This window comes from Sphingopyxis lindanitolerans, from assembly GCF_002993885.1.
In the GTDB taxonomy this organism is placed as follows: domain Bacteria; phylum Pseudomonadota; class Alphaproteobacteria; order Sphingomonadales; family Sphingomonadaceae; genus Sphingopyxis; species Sphingopyxis lindanitolerans.
Genome location: NZ_CM009578.1, coordinates 3395105 through 3409744, shown reverse-complemented (window position 1 = coordinate 3409744; position 14640 = coordinate 3395105). Strand labels below are relative to the sequence as shown.

Annotated in this window: 15 protein-coding genes; 7 read left to right on the top strand and 8 right to left on the bottom strand. The window is 65.9% G+C overall.

What is annotated here, in order from left to right:
• Positions 1-237 precede the first annotated feature (237 nt).
• The 3 genes from CVO77_RS16225 to CVO77_RS16215 are packed head-to-tail and all read right to left on the bottom strand — an operon-like array spanning position 238 to position 2776.
• A complete protein-coding gene (locus CVO77_RS16225) occupies positions 238-1455 on the bottom strand; it encodes a Gldg family protein (protein WP_105999936.1) in 1218 nt (405 codons plus the stop codon).
• Positions 1452-1808 carry a hypothetical protein gene (locus tag CVO77_RS16220; RefSeq protein WP_242445982.1) on the bottom strand — a complete coding sequence of 119 codons (357 nt, stop codon included), beginning with the start codon at positions 1806-1808 and terminating at the stop codon, positions 1452-1454. The genes CVO77_RS16225 and CVO77_RS16220 overlap by 4 nt, the downstream gene beginning before the upstream one ends.
• The gene (locus CVO77_RS16215; protein ID WP_105999934.1) at positions 1805-2776 is read right to left on the bottom strand and encodes a cysteine synthase A; all 972 of its coding nucleotides are present in this window, start codon (positions 2774-2776) and stop codon (positions 1805-1807) included. Before CVO77_RS16215 ends, CVO77_RS16220 begins: the two co-directional genes overlap by 4 nt.
• A 194-nt stretch (positions 2777-2970) precedes the next feature.
• Between CVO77_RS16215 and CVO77_RS16210 the strand changes: the two genes are divergently transcribed.
• Positions 2971-5049, top strand: coding sequence for a TonB-dependent receptor (locus CVO77_RS16210; protein ID WP_105999933.1), 2079 nt, complete (start codon positions 2971-2973; stop codon positions 5047-5049).
• 129 nt (positions 5050-5178) lie between these two features.
• Here the strand turns inward: CVO77_RS16210 and fabG are convergent, their stop codons facing one another.
• The 4 genes from fabG to CVO77_RS16190 form a co-directional block, all read right to left on the bottom strand.
• Complete coding sequence (gene fabG, locus CVO77_RS16205) at positions 5179-5919, bottom strand: 3-oxoacyl-[acyl-carrier-protein] reductase (RefSeq protein WP_105999932.1); 741 nt, start codon at positions 5917-5919, stop codon at positions 5179-5181.
• Position 5920: 1 nt separating this feature from the next.
• On the bottom strand, positions 5921-6352 hold the full coding sequence (locus CVO77_RS16200) for a GxxExxY protein (RefSeq protein ID WP_105999931.1): 432 nt from the start codon (positions 6350-6352) through the stop codon (positions 5921-5923).
• A 77-nt stretch (positions 6353-6429) separates the two neighbouring features.
• The gene (fabD, locus tag CVO77_RS16195; protein ID WP_105999930.1) at positions 6430-7368 is read right to left on the bottom strand and encodes an ACP S-malonyltransferase; all 939 of its coding nucleotides are present in this window, start codon (positions 7366-7368) and stop codon (positions 6430-6432) included.
• Between the two features lie 102 nt (positions 7369-7470).
• Positions 7471-8298: an LD-carboxypeptidase gene (locus CVO77_RS16190; protein ID WP_105999929.1), complete on the bottom strand. Its 828-nt coding sequence runs from the start codon at positions 8296-8298 to the stop codon at positions 7471-7473.
• 157 nt (positions 8299-8455) lie between these two features.
• Here CVO77_RS16190 and CVO77_RS16185 point away from each other — a divergent pair, with 157 nt between their 5' ends.
• The 6 genes from CVO77_RS16185 (at position 8456) to CVO77_RS16160 (ending at position 13754) form a co-directional block, all read left to right on the top strand.
• Positions 8456-9835 (top strand): Mur ligase family protein, encoded by a 1380-nt coding sequence (locus CVO77_RS16185; protein WP_105999928.1) that lies wholly within the window; start codon positions 8456-8458, stop codon positions 9833-9835.
• A 337-nt stretch (positions 9836-10172) separates the two neighbouring features.
• Entirely contained in the window at positions 10173-10538 is a 366-nt protein-coding gene (rpsF, locus tag CVO77_RS16180) for a 30S ribosomal protein S6 (RefSeq protein WP_105999927.1), read from the top strand.
• Positions 10539-10552: 14 nt separating this feature from the next.
• Positions 10553-10777 carry a 30S ribosomal protein S18 gene (gene rpsR / locus CVO77_RS16175; protein ID WP_037517582.1) on the top strand — a complete coding sequence of 75 codons (225 nt, stop codon included), beginning with the start codon at positions 10553-10555 and terminating at the stop codon, positions 10775-10777.
• Between the two features lie 13 nt (positions 10778-10790).
• Positions 10791-11417, top strand: a complete 627-nt coding sequence (gene rplI, locus CVO77_RS16170) for a 50S ribosomal protein L9 (protein WP_105999926.1) — start codon at positions 10791-10793, stop codon at positions 11415-11417.
• Between the two features lie 633 nt (positions 11418-12050).
• Entirely contained in the window at positions 12051-13088 is a 1038-nt protein-coding gene (locus CVO77_RS16165; protein ID WP_105999925.1) for a hypothetical protein, read from the top strand.
• 9 nt (positions 13089-13097) lie between these two features.
• Positions 13098-13754, top strand: coding sequence for a Fe2+-dependent dioxygenase (locus CVO77_RS16160; protein ID WP_105999924.1), 657 nt, complete (start codon positions 13098-13100; stop codon positions 13752-13754).
• Positions 13755-13784: 30 nt separating this feature from the next.
• Here CVO77_RS16160 and folE read toward each other — a convergent pair whose 3' ends face one another.
• Positions 13785-14381, bottom strand: coding sequence for a GTP cyclohydrolase I FolE (gene folE / locus CVO77_RS16155; protein ID WP_105999923.1), 597 nt, complete (start codon positions 14379-14381; stop codon positions 13785-13787).
• Positions 14382-14640: the final 259 nt, after the last annotated feature.

Below are 14640 nucleotides of genomic sequence, written 5' to 3'. Positions count from 1 at the left end.
TCGGGCCGAAAGACTCAGGCGGAGATTGCCCCTCTCCGATTCCTGCCTATCAAGACTCGATCAGGGTGGAAAGGGGTATTTTAGGGCATGATAGGGATATCACGCCCCAAAATGCTGATTTTGGGGTGAAACGAGGGGACAAACGGGTTCGAAGGCGCCGGACGGCGCTCGCGAGGGATGGAGGTGAAGGGAATCGAATCCTCGGCGCAATCGCGGGAAGCGTCTGCTTTGGCTCGCCTATTGGGCGGCGGCACGAATCCAGAGCGGCTGGAGCCAAGCGCGCGGCGTGTCCGGCCACAGATGCGCGGCGAGCCATTCCATCGTGTCGGCCCGCCGCAAATGCGCCGCCCAGTGCGGCGCGGGTTGCCACAGCGGCGCGAACAGCAGATCGGCATCGCCGACAAGCCACACCGCACCGCGGCCGATGCGGCACGATGCGATGCGGCGATCTGCATAGGGTTTGCAGCCCGGCGGCAGCGTGTCGAACCGCCCGGCCGTGAACAGTCGCAACCGCGCGCCATCGACCTCGACCGGAATCGTGCGTCGGTCCGAGATCGGGGCCGTGCCCAGCGTCACGCCCCAATGATCGAGAAGCGGGGTCAGCAGGCTCGTCACAGGCGGATTGCGCGGATCGCCGAACGGGTGACGCGCCGGCCACCCCGACAGCGCGTCGGCGAGGATGACGGCGCGCCCGCCCTCGCGCACGAAAGCGTCGATCGCGACAAGCTCGCGCGGCGCGAGGGCGCGCGGGTGCGCGAGGAATAGCGCGCCGCCCGGCGCGGGCGGATGGTCGATCAGGCTATCGACGAGCCGCACCGGTCCCGCCGCCTCGATCCGCTGCAAAGCGGCGTCGTCGCTCGCGCCGCGCGCGATCATCGCCGCCATATCCTCTCCCGCCGACCAGCGCAGCGGCAGGCCGGTAAGCATGGTGACGGGCGCGCCCTCGGCGGGCGGGGCGCGATAGAGGGCGGCGAGCAACAGATGCGCCCCTACGGACCACGCCCCGACGAGCAGCAGCGCTGCGGCGCCCCGCATCGCCCTGCCCGCGCGCCAGCGCGCCAAGCCGGCGGCAAGCCATGCCGCCAGCGCCACGCCGACGCCAACCAGCCCCAGTTGCGCCCAGGGTATTTGGGCCGCGAGCAGCGACGCGAGGGCTGCCTGCGCAAAGAGCAGCGCAACCACAACAAACGAAAACTGCTCCCCCGCGAAGGCGGGGGTCCATCTCCGGCCGGTGCCATTTTGAACCAGCGGATGATGGACCCCCGCCTTCGCGGGGACACGGTGTTTTGTTGGGACCAGCGCCAGCGGCACCAGCACCAGCGCCAGCCATGGCAGGACCAGCGCCGGATCGATCCGCCCGAGCCGCGCCTGACCGCCCGCGAACCAGGCGAGCGCGAGCAGCACCGACGCCGCGATGGCGGCGTCCAGCGCGGCCGGGCGCCGACGCGCGATCACTGTTTCGATTGGCGGGCCCGCGCAAGCGCTGGATCGGGTTCGAGATCGGGAACCGCCGGAGTCGGCTGCAGCGTCTTGACGCCGCCAATCTCGTTCTGATCCTTCGACACCGGCTGCACGCCCAGTTCCTCGAGCGGGGCGCTGCCGGCCTTCGCCATGCCGTCGAGCGGCGCCATCTGCGTCGTGGCGGGCGCCTCTTGCGCCGCATTCTGGCGCGCACGATCGCCAATGAGCCCCGCCATGCCGACCAGCAGCAGGACGGTCAGCAAACCGGCAATCCCGATTTGAAGCCGCCGCATCGAATCATTCACCGGGGCGGGCGGAACCGGCGCGGAAGGATCGCCGGTCGTCATGCCGCCAGCCCCTTGCTGGCGAGCCATTCGGGATTGTAGAGCGTCGATAGATAGCGAAAGCCGCTGTCACACAGAATAGTCGCGATCCGCTTGCCCGGCCCGAGCTGACGCGCCAGCGCCATCGCGCCCGCGACGTTGATCCCCGACGACAGGCCGAGGCACAACCCCTCCTCGTCGAGCAACTGGCGGACGACCGCGAGCCCTTCGGCGTCGGAGATGCGGAACTGGGTGTCGATCGGCGCCCCTTCCAGATTGGCGGTGATGCGGTTCTGCCCGATGCCTTCCGCAACGCTCGACCCTTCGGGCTTGAGTTCGCCGCATTGATAATAATTATAGAGCCCGGCGCCATGCGGATCGGTGAGCGCAACCGTGATGTCGGCGTCCTTCGCCTTGAGGCCCAGCCCGGTTCCCGCGATCGTTCCGCCGGTCCCCGCGGCACAGGTGAAGCCGTCGATACGGCCGTCCATCTGATCCCAGATTTCTTCGGCGGTGCCAAAGATATGCGCCTTGCGGTTGGCAATATTGTCGAACTGGTTTGCCCAGATCGCATTGTCGGTTTCCTCGGCGATGCGGCGCGAGGTGTGGACGAAATGGCCGGGGTTGGCGAAGGGCGCGGGCGGCACGAGCACCAGCTCGGCGCCCAGCGCGCGGATCGTCGCCATCTTCTCGGCGCTCTGATTGTCGGGCATGACGATGATCGTCTTGTAACCGAGCGCGTTGCCGACGAGCGCAAGGCCGATGCCGGTGTTGCCCGCCGTCCCCTCGACGATCGTTCCGCCGGGGCGCAGGCTGCCGTTCGCTTCGGCATCGCGGACGATATAGAGCGCAGCGCGGTCCTTCACCGATCCGCCGGGGTTCGCATATTCGCATTTACCCCAGATTTCGCATCCGGTCGCTTTACTGGGCCCCTTGAGCAGGACGAGCGGCGTGTTTCCGATCAGGTCCAGGCTGGTTTTGGCAATGGTCATGCCCCTGATCTAGAACCGCGACCCCAGCGCCGCAAGACAGCTTCGCTTGCCTCCCCCCTCGCGCCGCTTTGTCGACCAACGGGACGCGGGAGCCGACGAACGGCATCCCCTGCATCCGCACCGCCCTTGTCATTGTAACAGTATATCATTACTGGCAGCCGGGAATATCGTCTCGAACAACAGGAATTCCCTTCATGCGCCTCCTCTCCTCTGCCGGTTTCACCCTCGCCCTGATCCTTGCCGCCCCCGCTTTCGCGCAGGACGCGGCTCCGCTCGCGCCGCCCACCGGCGATGATGATTATCACACCGACCAGCCGATCGTCGTTACCGCGCCCTATGTCCGCAGCCTCGACATCCTCGGCAATGTGTCGGTGATGGAGGGCGAAAAGCTGGCGCAGGATATCCGCGGCCAGATCGGCGACACGCTCGCTTCGCAACCCGGCGTTTCATCGAGCAGTTTCTCCCCCGGCGCCTCGCGCCCGATCCTGCGCGGCTTTTCGGGCGAGCGCGCCGCGGTGCTGATCGACGGGCTCGGCGCGATCGACGCCTCCTCGACCTCGGCCGACCATGCGGTGACGATCGACCCGCTGACCGCCGAGCGTATCGAGATATTGCGCGGCCCGTCGGTGCTGCTCTTCTCGAGCCAGGCGGTCGGCGGCGCGGTCAACGTGTTCGACCGGCGCATCCCGCGCAGCATTCCGGAGAGCCCATTCCACCTCGACGCGCTCGCCAGCTATGGCACCGCCGCCAAAGACAAGAGCGCGGGCGCCTCGATCGACGTTCCGGTCGGCGAGCGCTTCGTGGTCCACGCCGACGGCAATTACCGCGATTCGAACAATGTCCGGGTCGGCGGGCTGATCTATGCGCCCGAACTGCGCGGGCACCTGCTCGACCTCGCCGCCGATGCGACTGCCGATGGCAACGCCGACGAAGCGGCAAGGCTGACCGATGCCGCGAATAGCCGCGGCAGGGTGCCGAACAGCCAGAGCCGGAGCAAGAGCGCCGGGGTCGGTGCCGCCTTCATCGACGATGGCGGTTCGCTGGGCATCAGCTTCGGCTATCTCGAGGATGCCTATGGCATCCCGCCGCGCGCCGACATCGACGAGGTGCCGACGATCAAGGCCCGACAATATCGCGTCGACCTGCGCGGCGAGGTCGAGCTGGGCGACGGTCTGTTCGAGAAATTGCGCGTACGCGGCGCCTATGCCGACTATGCCCACACCGAATTCGACGATGGCGAGCCGGGCACGCGCTTCACCAACCGCGGCATCGAGGCGCGCGCCGAGCTGGCACAGAACGATCGCGGCGGCTGGCGCGGCGCGAGCGGCGTTCAATATAGCTTCCGCGATTTCGCGGCGATCGGCGACGAGGCCTTCCTGCCCGCGAACGAGACGACGCGCATCGCCGCCTTCACCTTGCAGGAACTCGAACGCGGCCCGGTGACCCTCGAAGGCGCGCTGCGGCTCGAAAAGTCGCAGGTTCGCGCCGAAAGCATCGGCTTCGACCGTTCGTTCAGCAGTCTGTCGGGCGCCGCGGGGATCAGCTACCAGCTCGCCGATGGGTTGAAGGCCAGCGTCTCGATCTCGCGCAGCGAGCGCGCGCCGTCGTCCGAGGAACTGCTCTCCGACGGTCCGCACGCCGCGACGCTGACCTATGAGCGCGGCGACCCCACCTTCAACAAGGAAACGAGCTGGGGCGGCGAGGCGTCGCTCAAATTCAAACGCGACGGCTGGTCGGCGGGGCTGACCGGCTATGCGAGCCGGTTTGACAATTTCATCTATGAAACCGACACCGGCCTGATCGCGGATGATTTGCCCGTGTTCGAATTCCGGCAGAACAAGGCACGCGTCTGGGGCTTCGAGTTCGAGGGCGCGGTGCCGCTGGCGCAGGTCGGCGGCTTTCACATCGCGGCGGATGCGGTCGCCGACATGACGCGTGCGAAGATCGTCGATGGCCCCTATGTGCCGCGTATCCCGCCACTGCGCATCCGCGGCGGGCTCGAAGCGTCGGGCGAGCGGATCGACGCGCGCGCCGAGGTCGAATGGACCGACGACCAGACCCGCATTGCGCCGTTCGAGACGACGACCAAGGGCTTCACGCTGGTCAACGCCTCGCTGACCTGGCGCCCGCTGCCCGAAACGCGGCATCTGTCGCTGACGCTCGCCGCCGACAATATCTTCGACGTCGACGCGCGCCGCCACGCGAGCTTCACCAAGGATTATGTGCCGCTCGCGGGGCGCGATATCCGCCTGACGGCGCGGGCGAGTTTCTAAAAACGACCCCAAAAACCCGTGTGTCCCCGCGAAGGCGGGGACCCATCTCCTGCCGGAGCGAAATGGCGCCGACCGAAGATGGGCTCCCACCTTCGCGGGAGCGCACAGCATTATTTACACGCCGCCGTCTTACGACAGCATCGCCATCCCGCCGTTCACATGCAGCGTCTGCCCGGTGACATAACCCGCCTCCTTCGACGCGAGATAGACGACCGCCGCGGCGATATCACTGCCCTCGCCCATCCGCCCCGCCGGGATGCGCTGATTGAGCGCTTCCTTCTGCGCGTCGGGAAGGTCGTCGGTCATCGCGGTGGCGATGAAGCCCGGCGCGACGCAGTTGGCGGTCACGCCGCGGCTGGCGAGTTCCTGCGCCAGCGCCTTGGTCATGCCGGTGACCCCCGCCTTCGACGCGGCATAATTGGCCTGCCCCGGATTGCCCGTCGCGCCGACGACGCTGGTGATCGAGATGATGCGCCCGAAACGCGCCTTCATCATCGGCTTGGCGGCGGCGCGCGCGAGGCGGAAATTCGCCTCGAGATTGATACGGATGACGTCCGACCATTCGTCGTCCTTCATCCGCATGATGAGATTGTCGCGCGTGACCCCGGCATTGTTGACGAGAATATCGAGCCTGCCGAGCGCCTCGACCGCCGAGGGCACCAGCGCATCAACGGCAGCGCCATCGCCGAGGTTGCACGGCAGCGCAACATGATCGCCGCCGAGCGTATCGCGAAAACCATTGAGCTTATCGGCATTGGACCCCGACACCGCAAGCCGCGCGCCCTGCGCCGCGAGCGCCTGCGCAATGGCCGAACCGATACCGCCCGAAGCGCCGGTAACGAGGGCAGTCATGCCGGTGAGATCGAACATTTCATGTCTCCATATTTTGCCGGTTCACGCGGAGACGCGGAGACGCGGAGGGTTTATGATCGTTGACGATGCGACGAACGCCTTCTTTGAGGGCCGCACCGCCGAAATTGATGAGAAGGCCAACTGATAAGCCGGTGAGGCGCAGATAGGTCAACAATTGTTTGGCATGGGCGGCGTTCAATCGTTCGACTGATTTTATCTCGACCAGCAGCCGGTTATCGACCAACAAATCGATGCGGAATGCGGCATCGAACCGTGCCCCTTCGAAATGGATGTCGATCGGCATTTGCCGATCGACCCGGTATCCAAGATCGATCAGCTTACCGGCAAGGACTGTCTCGTAAACGCTTTCGAGCAGACCCGGCCCCAAATCCCGATGCAACCGGAGAGCCAAATCGAGCACATCGCCACTCACGACATCTATGTCCCGCACAATCCCTCCGCGTCTCCGCGTCTCCGCGCGAACCTATTCTCTGCGATCTCTGCATCTTCTGTTTCTGTGCGAGTTTCTCAAAGCGTCGTCAGCAGCGCCTCGATATCGTCCATCGAAATCACGCTGACCGTTTCGACCTCGCCGCGCGCGCTGCGCTTGACCATCGGGCCGAGCACTTTGCCGCCGAACTCGACATACTGCCCGACGCCGATGTCCTCCATCGCGCCGACGCTTTCGCGCCAGCGGACGCGGCCGGTGACCTGGCTGACGAGGAGGTCGCGGATCATGTCGGGGTCGCTGACCGGGCTCGCGGTGACGTTCGCGACCACCGGCACCAGCGGCGCGACGGGCGGGTTGGCGCCGAGCGCCTCGGCCATCGCGTCGGCGGCGGGCTGCATCAGCGGGCAGTGGAAGGGCGCGGACACCGGCAACAGGACGCCGCGCTTGATCCCATAATCCTTGACCAGCGCGACCGCGCGCTCGACCGCACCCCTGTGGCCCGAGATCACGACCTGCGACGGGTCGTTGTCGTTGGCGACGGTGCAGACCTCGCCCTCGGCCGCGGCATCGGCGAGCTTTTGCGCGGTGTCGATATCGGCGCCGAGCAGCGCCGCCATCGCGCCGACGCCGACCGGCACCGCCGCCTGCATTGCCTGCCCGCGCGTCTTGAGGAGGCGCGCGGTGGCCGCAAGGTCGAAGGCGCCCGCAGCGCAGAGCGCGCTATATTCGCCCAGGCTGTGGCCCGCGACATAATCGGCCTTGGCAGCGAGCGTCACGCCGCCCTCCTTTTCGAGCACGCGCAACGTTGCGATGGCGTTCGCCATGATCGCGGGCTGGGCATTTTCGGTGAGGGTGAGCTGATCCTCGGGGCCTTCGCTCATCAGCTGGAACAGCTTCTGCCCGAGCGCGTCGTCGACCTCCTGAAACACCTCGCGCGCGGTTGGCGACGCATCGGCGAGCGCCTTGCCCATGCCGACCGCCTGGCTGCCCTGACCCGGAAAGATGAATGCGCGCATGATCGTGCCCCTTATCGTCGCCCCCGCGCAGGCGGAGGCCGTTGGCGTTGTAACTCTGGCGGCTCCCGCCTTCGGGGGAGCGACGAAAGCGCGCCTATTCCCTCACCCGGCGCGATGCAAGCCGAAGGGCACGACCTTGTTCGCCGCGTCATGGCCGATGTCGGCGCGGCCGAGCCACGCGATGCCGGTGCGCGCGCACCAGCCCTGCGCGATCTCCTCGGCCTCCATGCCGAACGGGCGGTCGTTTTCGGGAATGTCGCTGACGCGCCCCAACCGCAGGCCCGCAAGACCGCGCGGGCCGAAATAGGTCGCGACATGAAAAAAGGCGCGGTCGAAGGCGTAAAGATATTCGCTCACCTCCTCGACCAGCAGCACATGGCCCGCAAGGTCGGGCTCGAGCGGCGTGCCGAGCAGCATGGAGAGCGTCATCAGGTTGAACGCCGCATGGCGCGCGCCATGGGCCAGGCCCGGCTCGCAGGCGGCGGGATCGCGCGCGACCAGCCAGTCGAGCGCCCGCATCACCGCGGCATCGCCGTCCTCGCGGCGGATATCGGCGACCATCGGGCCGTGCGCGACATGGTCGAAGCCGTCGCGATAGAGCGCGCCGAGCAGATTGCCCTGATCCGAATAGCCGAGGAACGCCTTGCCGCGTGCGACGTCGGTCATCGCGGCGACCGCGTCTTCGGCGATCCGGCACGCGCCATAGCCGCCGCGCGCGAACCAGACCGCATCGATATCGGGACGGTTCGCCATTGCGACCAAGGCGGCAAAGCGATGCCCGTCCTCGCCCGCGAAATGGCCGTGGACCGCGAAACATTGCTCGTCGAAAACCAGCTCGACGCCCGGATAGCCAAGGCTGACGATCGCCCGCACCGCCTCGGCATCGTCGGGCAATATGGGGGTCGAAGGGGCCACGATTCCGATGCGCATGATGTAAAACTACCCCTGATCCGTTCGCATCGAGCGAAGTCGAGATGCCCCTCGGCCTTAACGCCATCCCGATGGGTGTCTCGACTTCGCTCGACACGAACGGAATATGCGGCGGGTGCCGGTTGCAAACCCTTCGCCAAGGCCATAACGCCGCGCCATGTCGGAAAACAAATCCTATTTCTTCTGTGGTATCGGCGGGTCGGGGATGTTGCCGCTCGCGATGATCGTCGCGGCGCGCGGCGCGGCGGTTTCGGGGTCGGATCGCAGCCGCGACCAGGGCCGCACCCCGGGCAAGTTCGACTGGATCGAAAGCCGCGGCATCGCCCTGTTCCCGCAGGACGGCAGCGGGATTGCGGCGGGCCAGACGCTCGTCGCCTCGGCCGCGATCGAGGACAGCGTGCCCGACATCGCCGCAGCGAACGCCCTTGGCCTGCCGCGCCTGACCCGCGCCGACCTCAACGCCGCGCTGTTCAACGACGCGGCCCAGGCGGTCGGCGTCGCCGGGACGAGCGGCAAATCGACCGTCACCGGAATGATCGGCTGGATCCTCGAGAGCGCAGGCCGCAAGCCGACGGTGATGAACGGTGCGGTGATGCGCAATTTCGCCAGCGAGGAAACACCCTTCGCGAGCGCGCTGGTCGGCGACGCCGCCTCCTATGTGAGCGAAGTCGATGAAAGCGACGGCTCGATCGCGCTCTATCGCCCCGACGTCGCGGTGGTCACTAACATCAGCCTCGACCACAAGAGCCTTGAAGAGCTCCATATCCTGTTTTCCGATTTTCTCCTGAAGGCGCGCGTCGCGGTGATCAACGCAGACGACGAGGAAAGCACGCCCTTCCTGTCATTGGACAATGCCGTTTCTTTCGGCTTTCGCGAGGATGCCGACATCCGCGCGAGCGATTTCGAGGCGCTGGCCGACGGTTGCCGCTTCACCGTTCACGCCGAAGGCACCGCCTATCGGATGAAGCTGCGCATGCCCGGCCGCCACAATGCCACCAACGCGCTCGCCGCCATCGCCGCAGCGCAGGCGACAGGCACGCCAGTCGCGCAGTCTGTCGAAGCGTTGGCGGACTTCGCAGGCCTTGCCCGCCGCTACGAGGTATTGGGACAAGCAAATGGCGTCACCGTGATCGACGATTTCGCCCATAATCCCGACAAGGTCGCCGCGACGCTCGCCGCGGTCGCCGAACTGCCGGGCCGCGCGTTGCTCTTCTTCCAGCCGCACGGCTATGGCCCGCTCAGGCAGATGGGCCGCGAACTCGCCGCCAGCTTCGCCAAGGGCCTGCGCGACGGCGACCGGCTGTTCGTCAGCGACCCCGTCTATTTCGGCGGCACCGTCGATCGCAGCACCGGCAGCGAGGCGCTGGTCGCCGATATCGTCGGCGCGGGCGCCGACGCGGTCCACCTGACGACCCGCGCCGAATGCGGCGCGGCGATGCTCGACGCGGCAAGGGCGGGCGACCGCATCCTGATCCTCGGCGCGCGCGACGATACGCTCACCGAATTCGGTCGGGATCTGCTGGGCAAGCTGCGCTGAGAATATTGCGCGCAGAGGCGCAGAGGCCGCGGAGATTTTGGTTCACGCGGAGACGCGGAGATGCGGAGAAGATAGAGATTGGCGGTTTCGCCGCCTTCATTCTCTCTTCCTCTGCGCCTCTGCGCGAATATATTCTCTCCGCGTCTCCGCGTGAACCTTTTCACCCCTCCAACCCTTGCTTTCCGCTACCGAATCTGTATAGGCGCGCTCCATTGGGGCGAGGCTCTGTGCCGTCGCCCCATTTGCTTTGCACCAGTTTCGCAAAGCGAGACGACAGCCGGAGGGGTTTCGCGATCGGCGCGAAATCAGCGATCGGCCAAATCGAAGGACGCGAACCATGCCGTTTTACGAGCATGTCTTTATCGCGCGTCAGGACCTGAGCCAGGCTCAGGTCGACGCGCTGGCGGAAACCGTCACCAATGTCATCGGCGAATATAAAGGCCAGGTTCACAAGACCGAAACCTGGGGCCTGAAGCAGCTCGCCTACAAGATCCAGAAGAACCGCAAGGGTCATTATGTGATGCTGTCGGCCGAAGTTGCGGGCGAAGCGATCGCGGAGATCGAGCGTCAGGCCGCGATCAACGAAGATATCATCCGCTGGATCACCATCAAGGTCGACGAACTCGAAAAGGGTCCGTCGGTGATGATGCGCAAGCAGGAACGTCGTGGCGGCCGCGGCCGTGACCGCGACGGCGAAGAATAAGGAGCGACTGAACCATGGCACGACCCTTTTTCCGCCGCCGCAAGACCTGCCCCTTCAGCCAGAAGGACGCACCGGTCATCGATTATAAGGACGTCCGTCTGCTCCAGGGTTACCTGTCGGAGCGTGGCAAGATCGTCCCGTCGCGGATCACCGCGGTGTCCACCAAGAAGCAGCGTGAGCTGGCGAAAGCGATCAAGCGCTCGCGCCACATCGGCCTGCTCCCCTACATCGTGAAGTAAGGAGGGCAGCGTCATGGAAATCATCCTGCTCGAACGTATCGAGAAACTGGGCGGCATCGGCGACGTCGTCACCGTCAAGACCGGCTTTGCCCGCAACTTCCTGTTGCCCAACAACAAGGCGCTGCGCGCGAACGACACCAACCGCAAGCTGTTCGAGGCGAACCGCGGCAAGATCGAAGCCGACAACGCCGAACGCCGCACCGACGCCGAAGGGCGTGCCAAGGACATCGACGGCAAGCAGATCGTCCTGATCCGCCAGGCGTCGAACACCGGCCAGCTTTATGGTTCGGTTTCGGTCCGCGACATCGTCGATGCACTGATCGAAGACGGCGTCGCCGGCGTGACCAAGGCGATGGTCGAGCTCGAGCGCCCGATCAAGTCGCTCGGCCTCGTCGATGTCAAGGTCAAGCTGCACCCCGAAGTCGCGGTGACCGTCGGCGTCAACGTCGCGCGTTCGCCCGACGAAGCCGAAATGCAGAAGCAGGGCATCGACGTGATCCAGGCCATGTTCGAGGAAGAACATGCCGAAGCGGTTGCGACGGCGCTGGAACCCGACAGCGAGGACGAGTTCGACGACGCGACCCCCCCGTCGGAAATCGCCGCCGAGGAAGCGCCTGCGGACGACGCCGAAGAGGCCTGAGCCTCTCCGGAATCGACCTTGGAAAGGGCCGCGTTTCCAATCGGGAACGCGGCCCTTTCTGTTTGCTGCGGCGATGTCGAAGATAAAATGACGACTAACGACCAGTTGTTGCCGCAATCAGCGTGGCGAGCCGTCATAGAAGCCGCATCCCCGAGCGAAGACGAGGGGCTCTGCCGAGCGAAGTCGAGGCAGCGGAGGCACGCGGTTCTCGCTCCGCTCGAACGAGCCCCTCGTCTTCGCTCGGGGATGCGGTCTATTGGGTTTCCCCTAGGAGACCCACGTCCGCTTCCCACCCCAAAACAGCCATCGGCTTCAAATAGACCTTTCCTACATTATCCGGCTGTGCCAGCTTTGATCCGGCTCTTTCAAACGCGATGGCGGTCCAGCTTGCGCGTGCGGCCACGGCAAGGCGTGCCGGGCGCGTTCAGCACGCATCGAGGCCCGGATCGGGGACGCAAGAGGCTGAACTTTCCTGAACTTTGGACATGACCACGCGCTCCTTGCCCCGACCAGCCCCCCGATCCAGGCCGCGATGACGAATGAAGGCAGGGCGGATTTCCACCCCCAAAACCGACGCGACCGCTCCTTGATCGCGACTGGCCAACGCCCCTCCCCTTTTCTATGGCAGCGACTATGGCCGTCGCCCCCTTCCCCAACCGCTTCGCCGCCGACGCGAGCCTGCTGCCGCATATGGTCGACATCGCGAACGACCGGCTGCTCGTCGCGCTGCTGACCGAAGCCGATTATCGCGCCGCGAGCTTTCTCGACCAGCGGCTGCTGACCGACCGCATCGGTCGCGAATGGATGCCCTGGGACGGGCTTCCCGACCTCGGCTCCGCCGCGCCGCGCCCGCATTTCATCTTTCACATCGGCCATGTCGGCTCGACGCTCGCCTCGCGCCTGCTCGCCGAGACGGCCGACATATTGCCGCTGCGCGAGCCGATGCTGCTGCGCACGCTGACGCAGGTCGCGGAGCGCATCGACCGGCCGGAGTCGGTCTGGTCCCCCGATCTTTACCGCCGACGGCTCGCGCAGGCGCTTGGCTGGCTCGGCCGCGTCTTCCGTCCCGGACAGACCGCGATGGTCAAGGCGTCGAGCGTGATCACCGCGATCGCCGACGACCTGACCGGTGCCGACGGGCATACGCTGTTCCTCCATGTCCCGCTCGCACGCTACCTCGAAACCATTCTCGCGGGCGAGGCCTCGCTCGCCGAAACGCTCGCGCAGGCCCCCGCGCGCATGGCACGGCTCGCGGCGCTGCTCCCCGACTTTCCGCACCGGCTGTGGCAACTGCCCCCGGTGACCCGCGTCGCGATGAGTTGGCTCACCGAAATGGCGAGCGCGCAGCATCGGCTGCCCCCCGCCGACCCGCGTCACCTGTGGGTCGATTTCGAGGCGATGCTCGCCGATCCCGCCGCCGGGCTGGCCGCGCAGGCGCAGCATTTCGGACTGACGCCCGGTGCCGACCGGATCGCGGCGATCCTGTCCGGTCCGATCCTGCGCCAATATTCGAAGGCGCCCGAACATGGCTACAGCCCCGACCTGCGCCGCCAGTTGCAGGCGCAGGCCGCCGCCGGGCACGCGCCGGAGATCGCCGAGGCGATCGCATGGGTTGAAGCGATCGCCCAGCGCTATACTGTCCTCGGCACCCTGCCGATCCACGCCCGATAGGAAGAGACAATGTTCAAGCTCGTTCCCCTGCTCGACGAACAGGAGGTCCGCACCCTGCGCGAGATCGCCGCATCGGGCCAGTTCGTCGACGGCAAGATCAGCAACCCGCATTCGACGATCAAGAACAATCTCCAGCTCCACGATGCCGCGGCCTATGAGCGATCGTCGAAAATCCTGCTCGACGCGATGGTCCGCAATCCCGACTTCATGGAATTCACCTTTCCCGCGCGCATCGCGCCGCCGCTGCTGACGCGCTACACGCCGGGCATGCATTATGGGCTGCACCCCGACGCCGCCTATATCCCGCTGTCCGATGGCCAGCTCCGCACCGACGTCAGCTGCACCGTCTTCATCAACGATCCCGCCGATTATGACGGTGGCGCGTTGCATATCATGCTCGGCAATGCCGACCTGCGCTTCAAGGAGGCGCCGGGGACCGCGATCGTCTATCCCTCGCACACGCTGCACGAGGTCGAGCCGGTGACGCGCGGCGAACGGCTCGTCGCGATCACCTTCATCCAGAGCCTGATCCCCGACCTCCAGCATCGCGACCTGATATACGAACTCAACGAGGTCGCGGCGCTCGAAGGCGGCAAGATGGACCCGGCGAATTATACCCGGCTGCAGGCGGTACAATATCAACTGCTCAGGATGTGGCGGCGGTAGGCTCAGTCAAACACAAAAGGCGACGGGCGATCAATACCCCATCAGGCTGAGCACTTCCTTGCGGCTGCGTTCGTCGTCGAGGAAGCAGCCGAGCAGCCGGCTGGTGACCATGCCGACGCCGGGGGTGCGGACGCCGCGGCCGGTCATGCAGCCATGCTGCGCGTCGATCACCACCGCGACCCCCTGCGGGTGCAGATTGTCCCAGATGCATTTGGCGACCTCGGCGGTCAGCCGCTCCTGCACCTGCAGCCGCCGCGCAAAGCCGTTCAGAACGCGCGCGAGCTTCGAGATGCCGACGACACGGTCGCGCGGCAGATAGGCGATCGATGCCTTGCCGGTGATCGGCGCCATATGATGTTCGCAATGCGACTGGAACGGAATGTCGCGCAGCAGCACGATTTCGTCATAGCCGCCGACCTCCTCGAAGGTGCGCGACAGATGGACCGCAGGATCGTCTTCATAGCCCTGGCAATATTCAAGCCACGCGCGCGCCACCCGCCGCGGCGTGTCGACCAGCCCCTCGCGCGCCGGGTCGTCCCCCGCCCATTCGATCAGCGTCCGGACCGCATCGAGCACCGGACCGGGCACCACCGGCTTCCCGTCCGCGCCCAGTTCGACCTTTGTCATTTCTTCGCCTTCACTGTTGCATCCATGTCGCACATTTCGACGCGAAAAGCATGTTGCGCAACCCCGCGCGGGCAAGAAATTCCTGCCCTTCGACAAGTTTACGTTGCGGAATCTGGGCTTTTCCGGCTTTGGGACTCGCTTGAATTTCCGCGCATTTTTGCCGCTAACAAGTGACTTGACGCTTTCGTCAACTCGGCGCACCTTCATTGGCATTACAGAAGCTCGCTCAAGCGGGCCGTGATCCGGAGAGTCCGGCGTA

What these genes read in the sequence shown, in the direction of transcription:
- CVO77_RS16220 (WP_242445982.1), bottom strand. Translation starts at nt 1,808, where the DNA reads ATGACGACCGGCGATCCTTCCGCGCCGGTTCCGCCCGCCCCGGTGAAT.
- CVO77_RS16215 (WP_105999934.1), bottom strand. Translation starts at nt 2,776, where the DNA reads ATGACCATTGCCAAAACCAGCCTGGACCTGATCGGAAACACGCCGCTC.
- CVO77_RS16210 (WP_105999933.1), top strand. Translation starts at nt 2,971, where the DNA reads ATGCGCCTCCTCTCCTCTGCCGGTTTCACCCTCGCCCTGATCCTTGCC.
- fabG (WP_105999932.1), bottom strand. Translation starts at nt 5,919, where the DNA reads ATGTTCGATCTCACCGGCATGACTGCCCTCGTTACCGGCGCTTCGGGC.
- fabD (WP_105999930.1), bottom strand. Translation starts at nt 7,368, where the DNA reads ATGCGCGCATTCATCTTTCCGGGTCAGGGCAGCCAGGCGGTCGGCATG.
- CVO77_RS16190 (WP_105999929.1), bottom strand. Translation starts at nt 8,298, where the DNA reads ATGCGCATCGGAATCGTGGCCCCTTCGACCCCCATATTGCCCGACGAT.
- CVO77_RS16185 (WP_105999928.1), top strand. Translation starts at nt 8,456, where the DNA reads ATGTCGGAAAACAAATCCTATTTCTTCTGTGGTATCGGCGGGTCGGGG.
- rpsF (WP_105999927.1), top strand. Translation starts at nt 10,173, where the DNA reads ATGCCGTTTTACGAGCATGTCTTTATCGCGCGTCAGGACCTGAGCCAG.
- rpsR (WP_037517582.1), top strand. Translation starts at nt 10,553, where the DNA reads ATGGCACGACCCTTTTTCCGCCGCCGCAAGACCTGCCCCTTCAGCCAG.
- rplI (WP_105999926.1), top strand. Translation starts at nt 10,791, where the DNA reads ATGGAAATCATCCTGCTCGAACGTATCGAGAAACTGGGCGGCATCGGC.
- CVO77_RS16165 (WP_105999925.1), top strand. Translation starts at nt 12,051, where the DNA reads ATGGCCGTCGCCCCCTTCCCCAACCGCTTCGCCGCCGACGCGAGCCTG.
- CVO77_RS16160 (WP_105999924.1), top strand. Translation starts at nt 13,098, where the DNA reads ATGTTCAAGCTCGTTCCCCTGCTCGACGAACAGGAGGTCCGCACCCTG.
- folE (WP_105999923.1), bottom strand. Translation starts at nt 14,381, where the DNA reads ATGACAAAGGTCGAACTGGGCGCGGACGGGAAGCCGGTGGTGCCCGGT.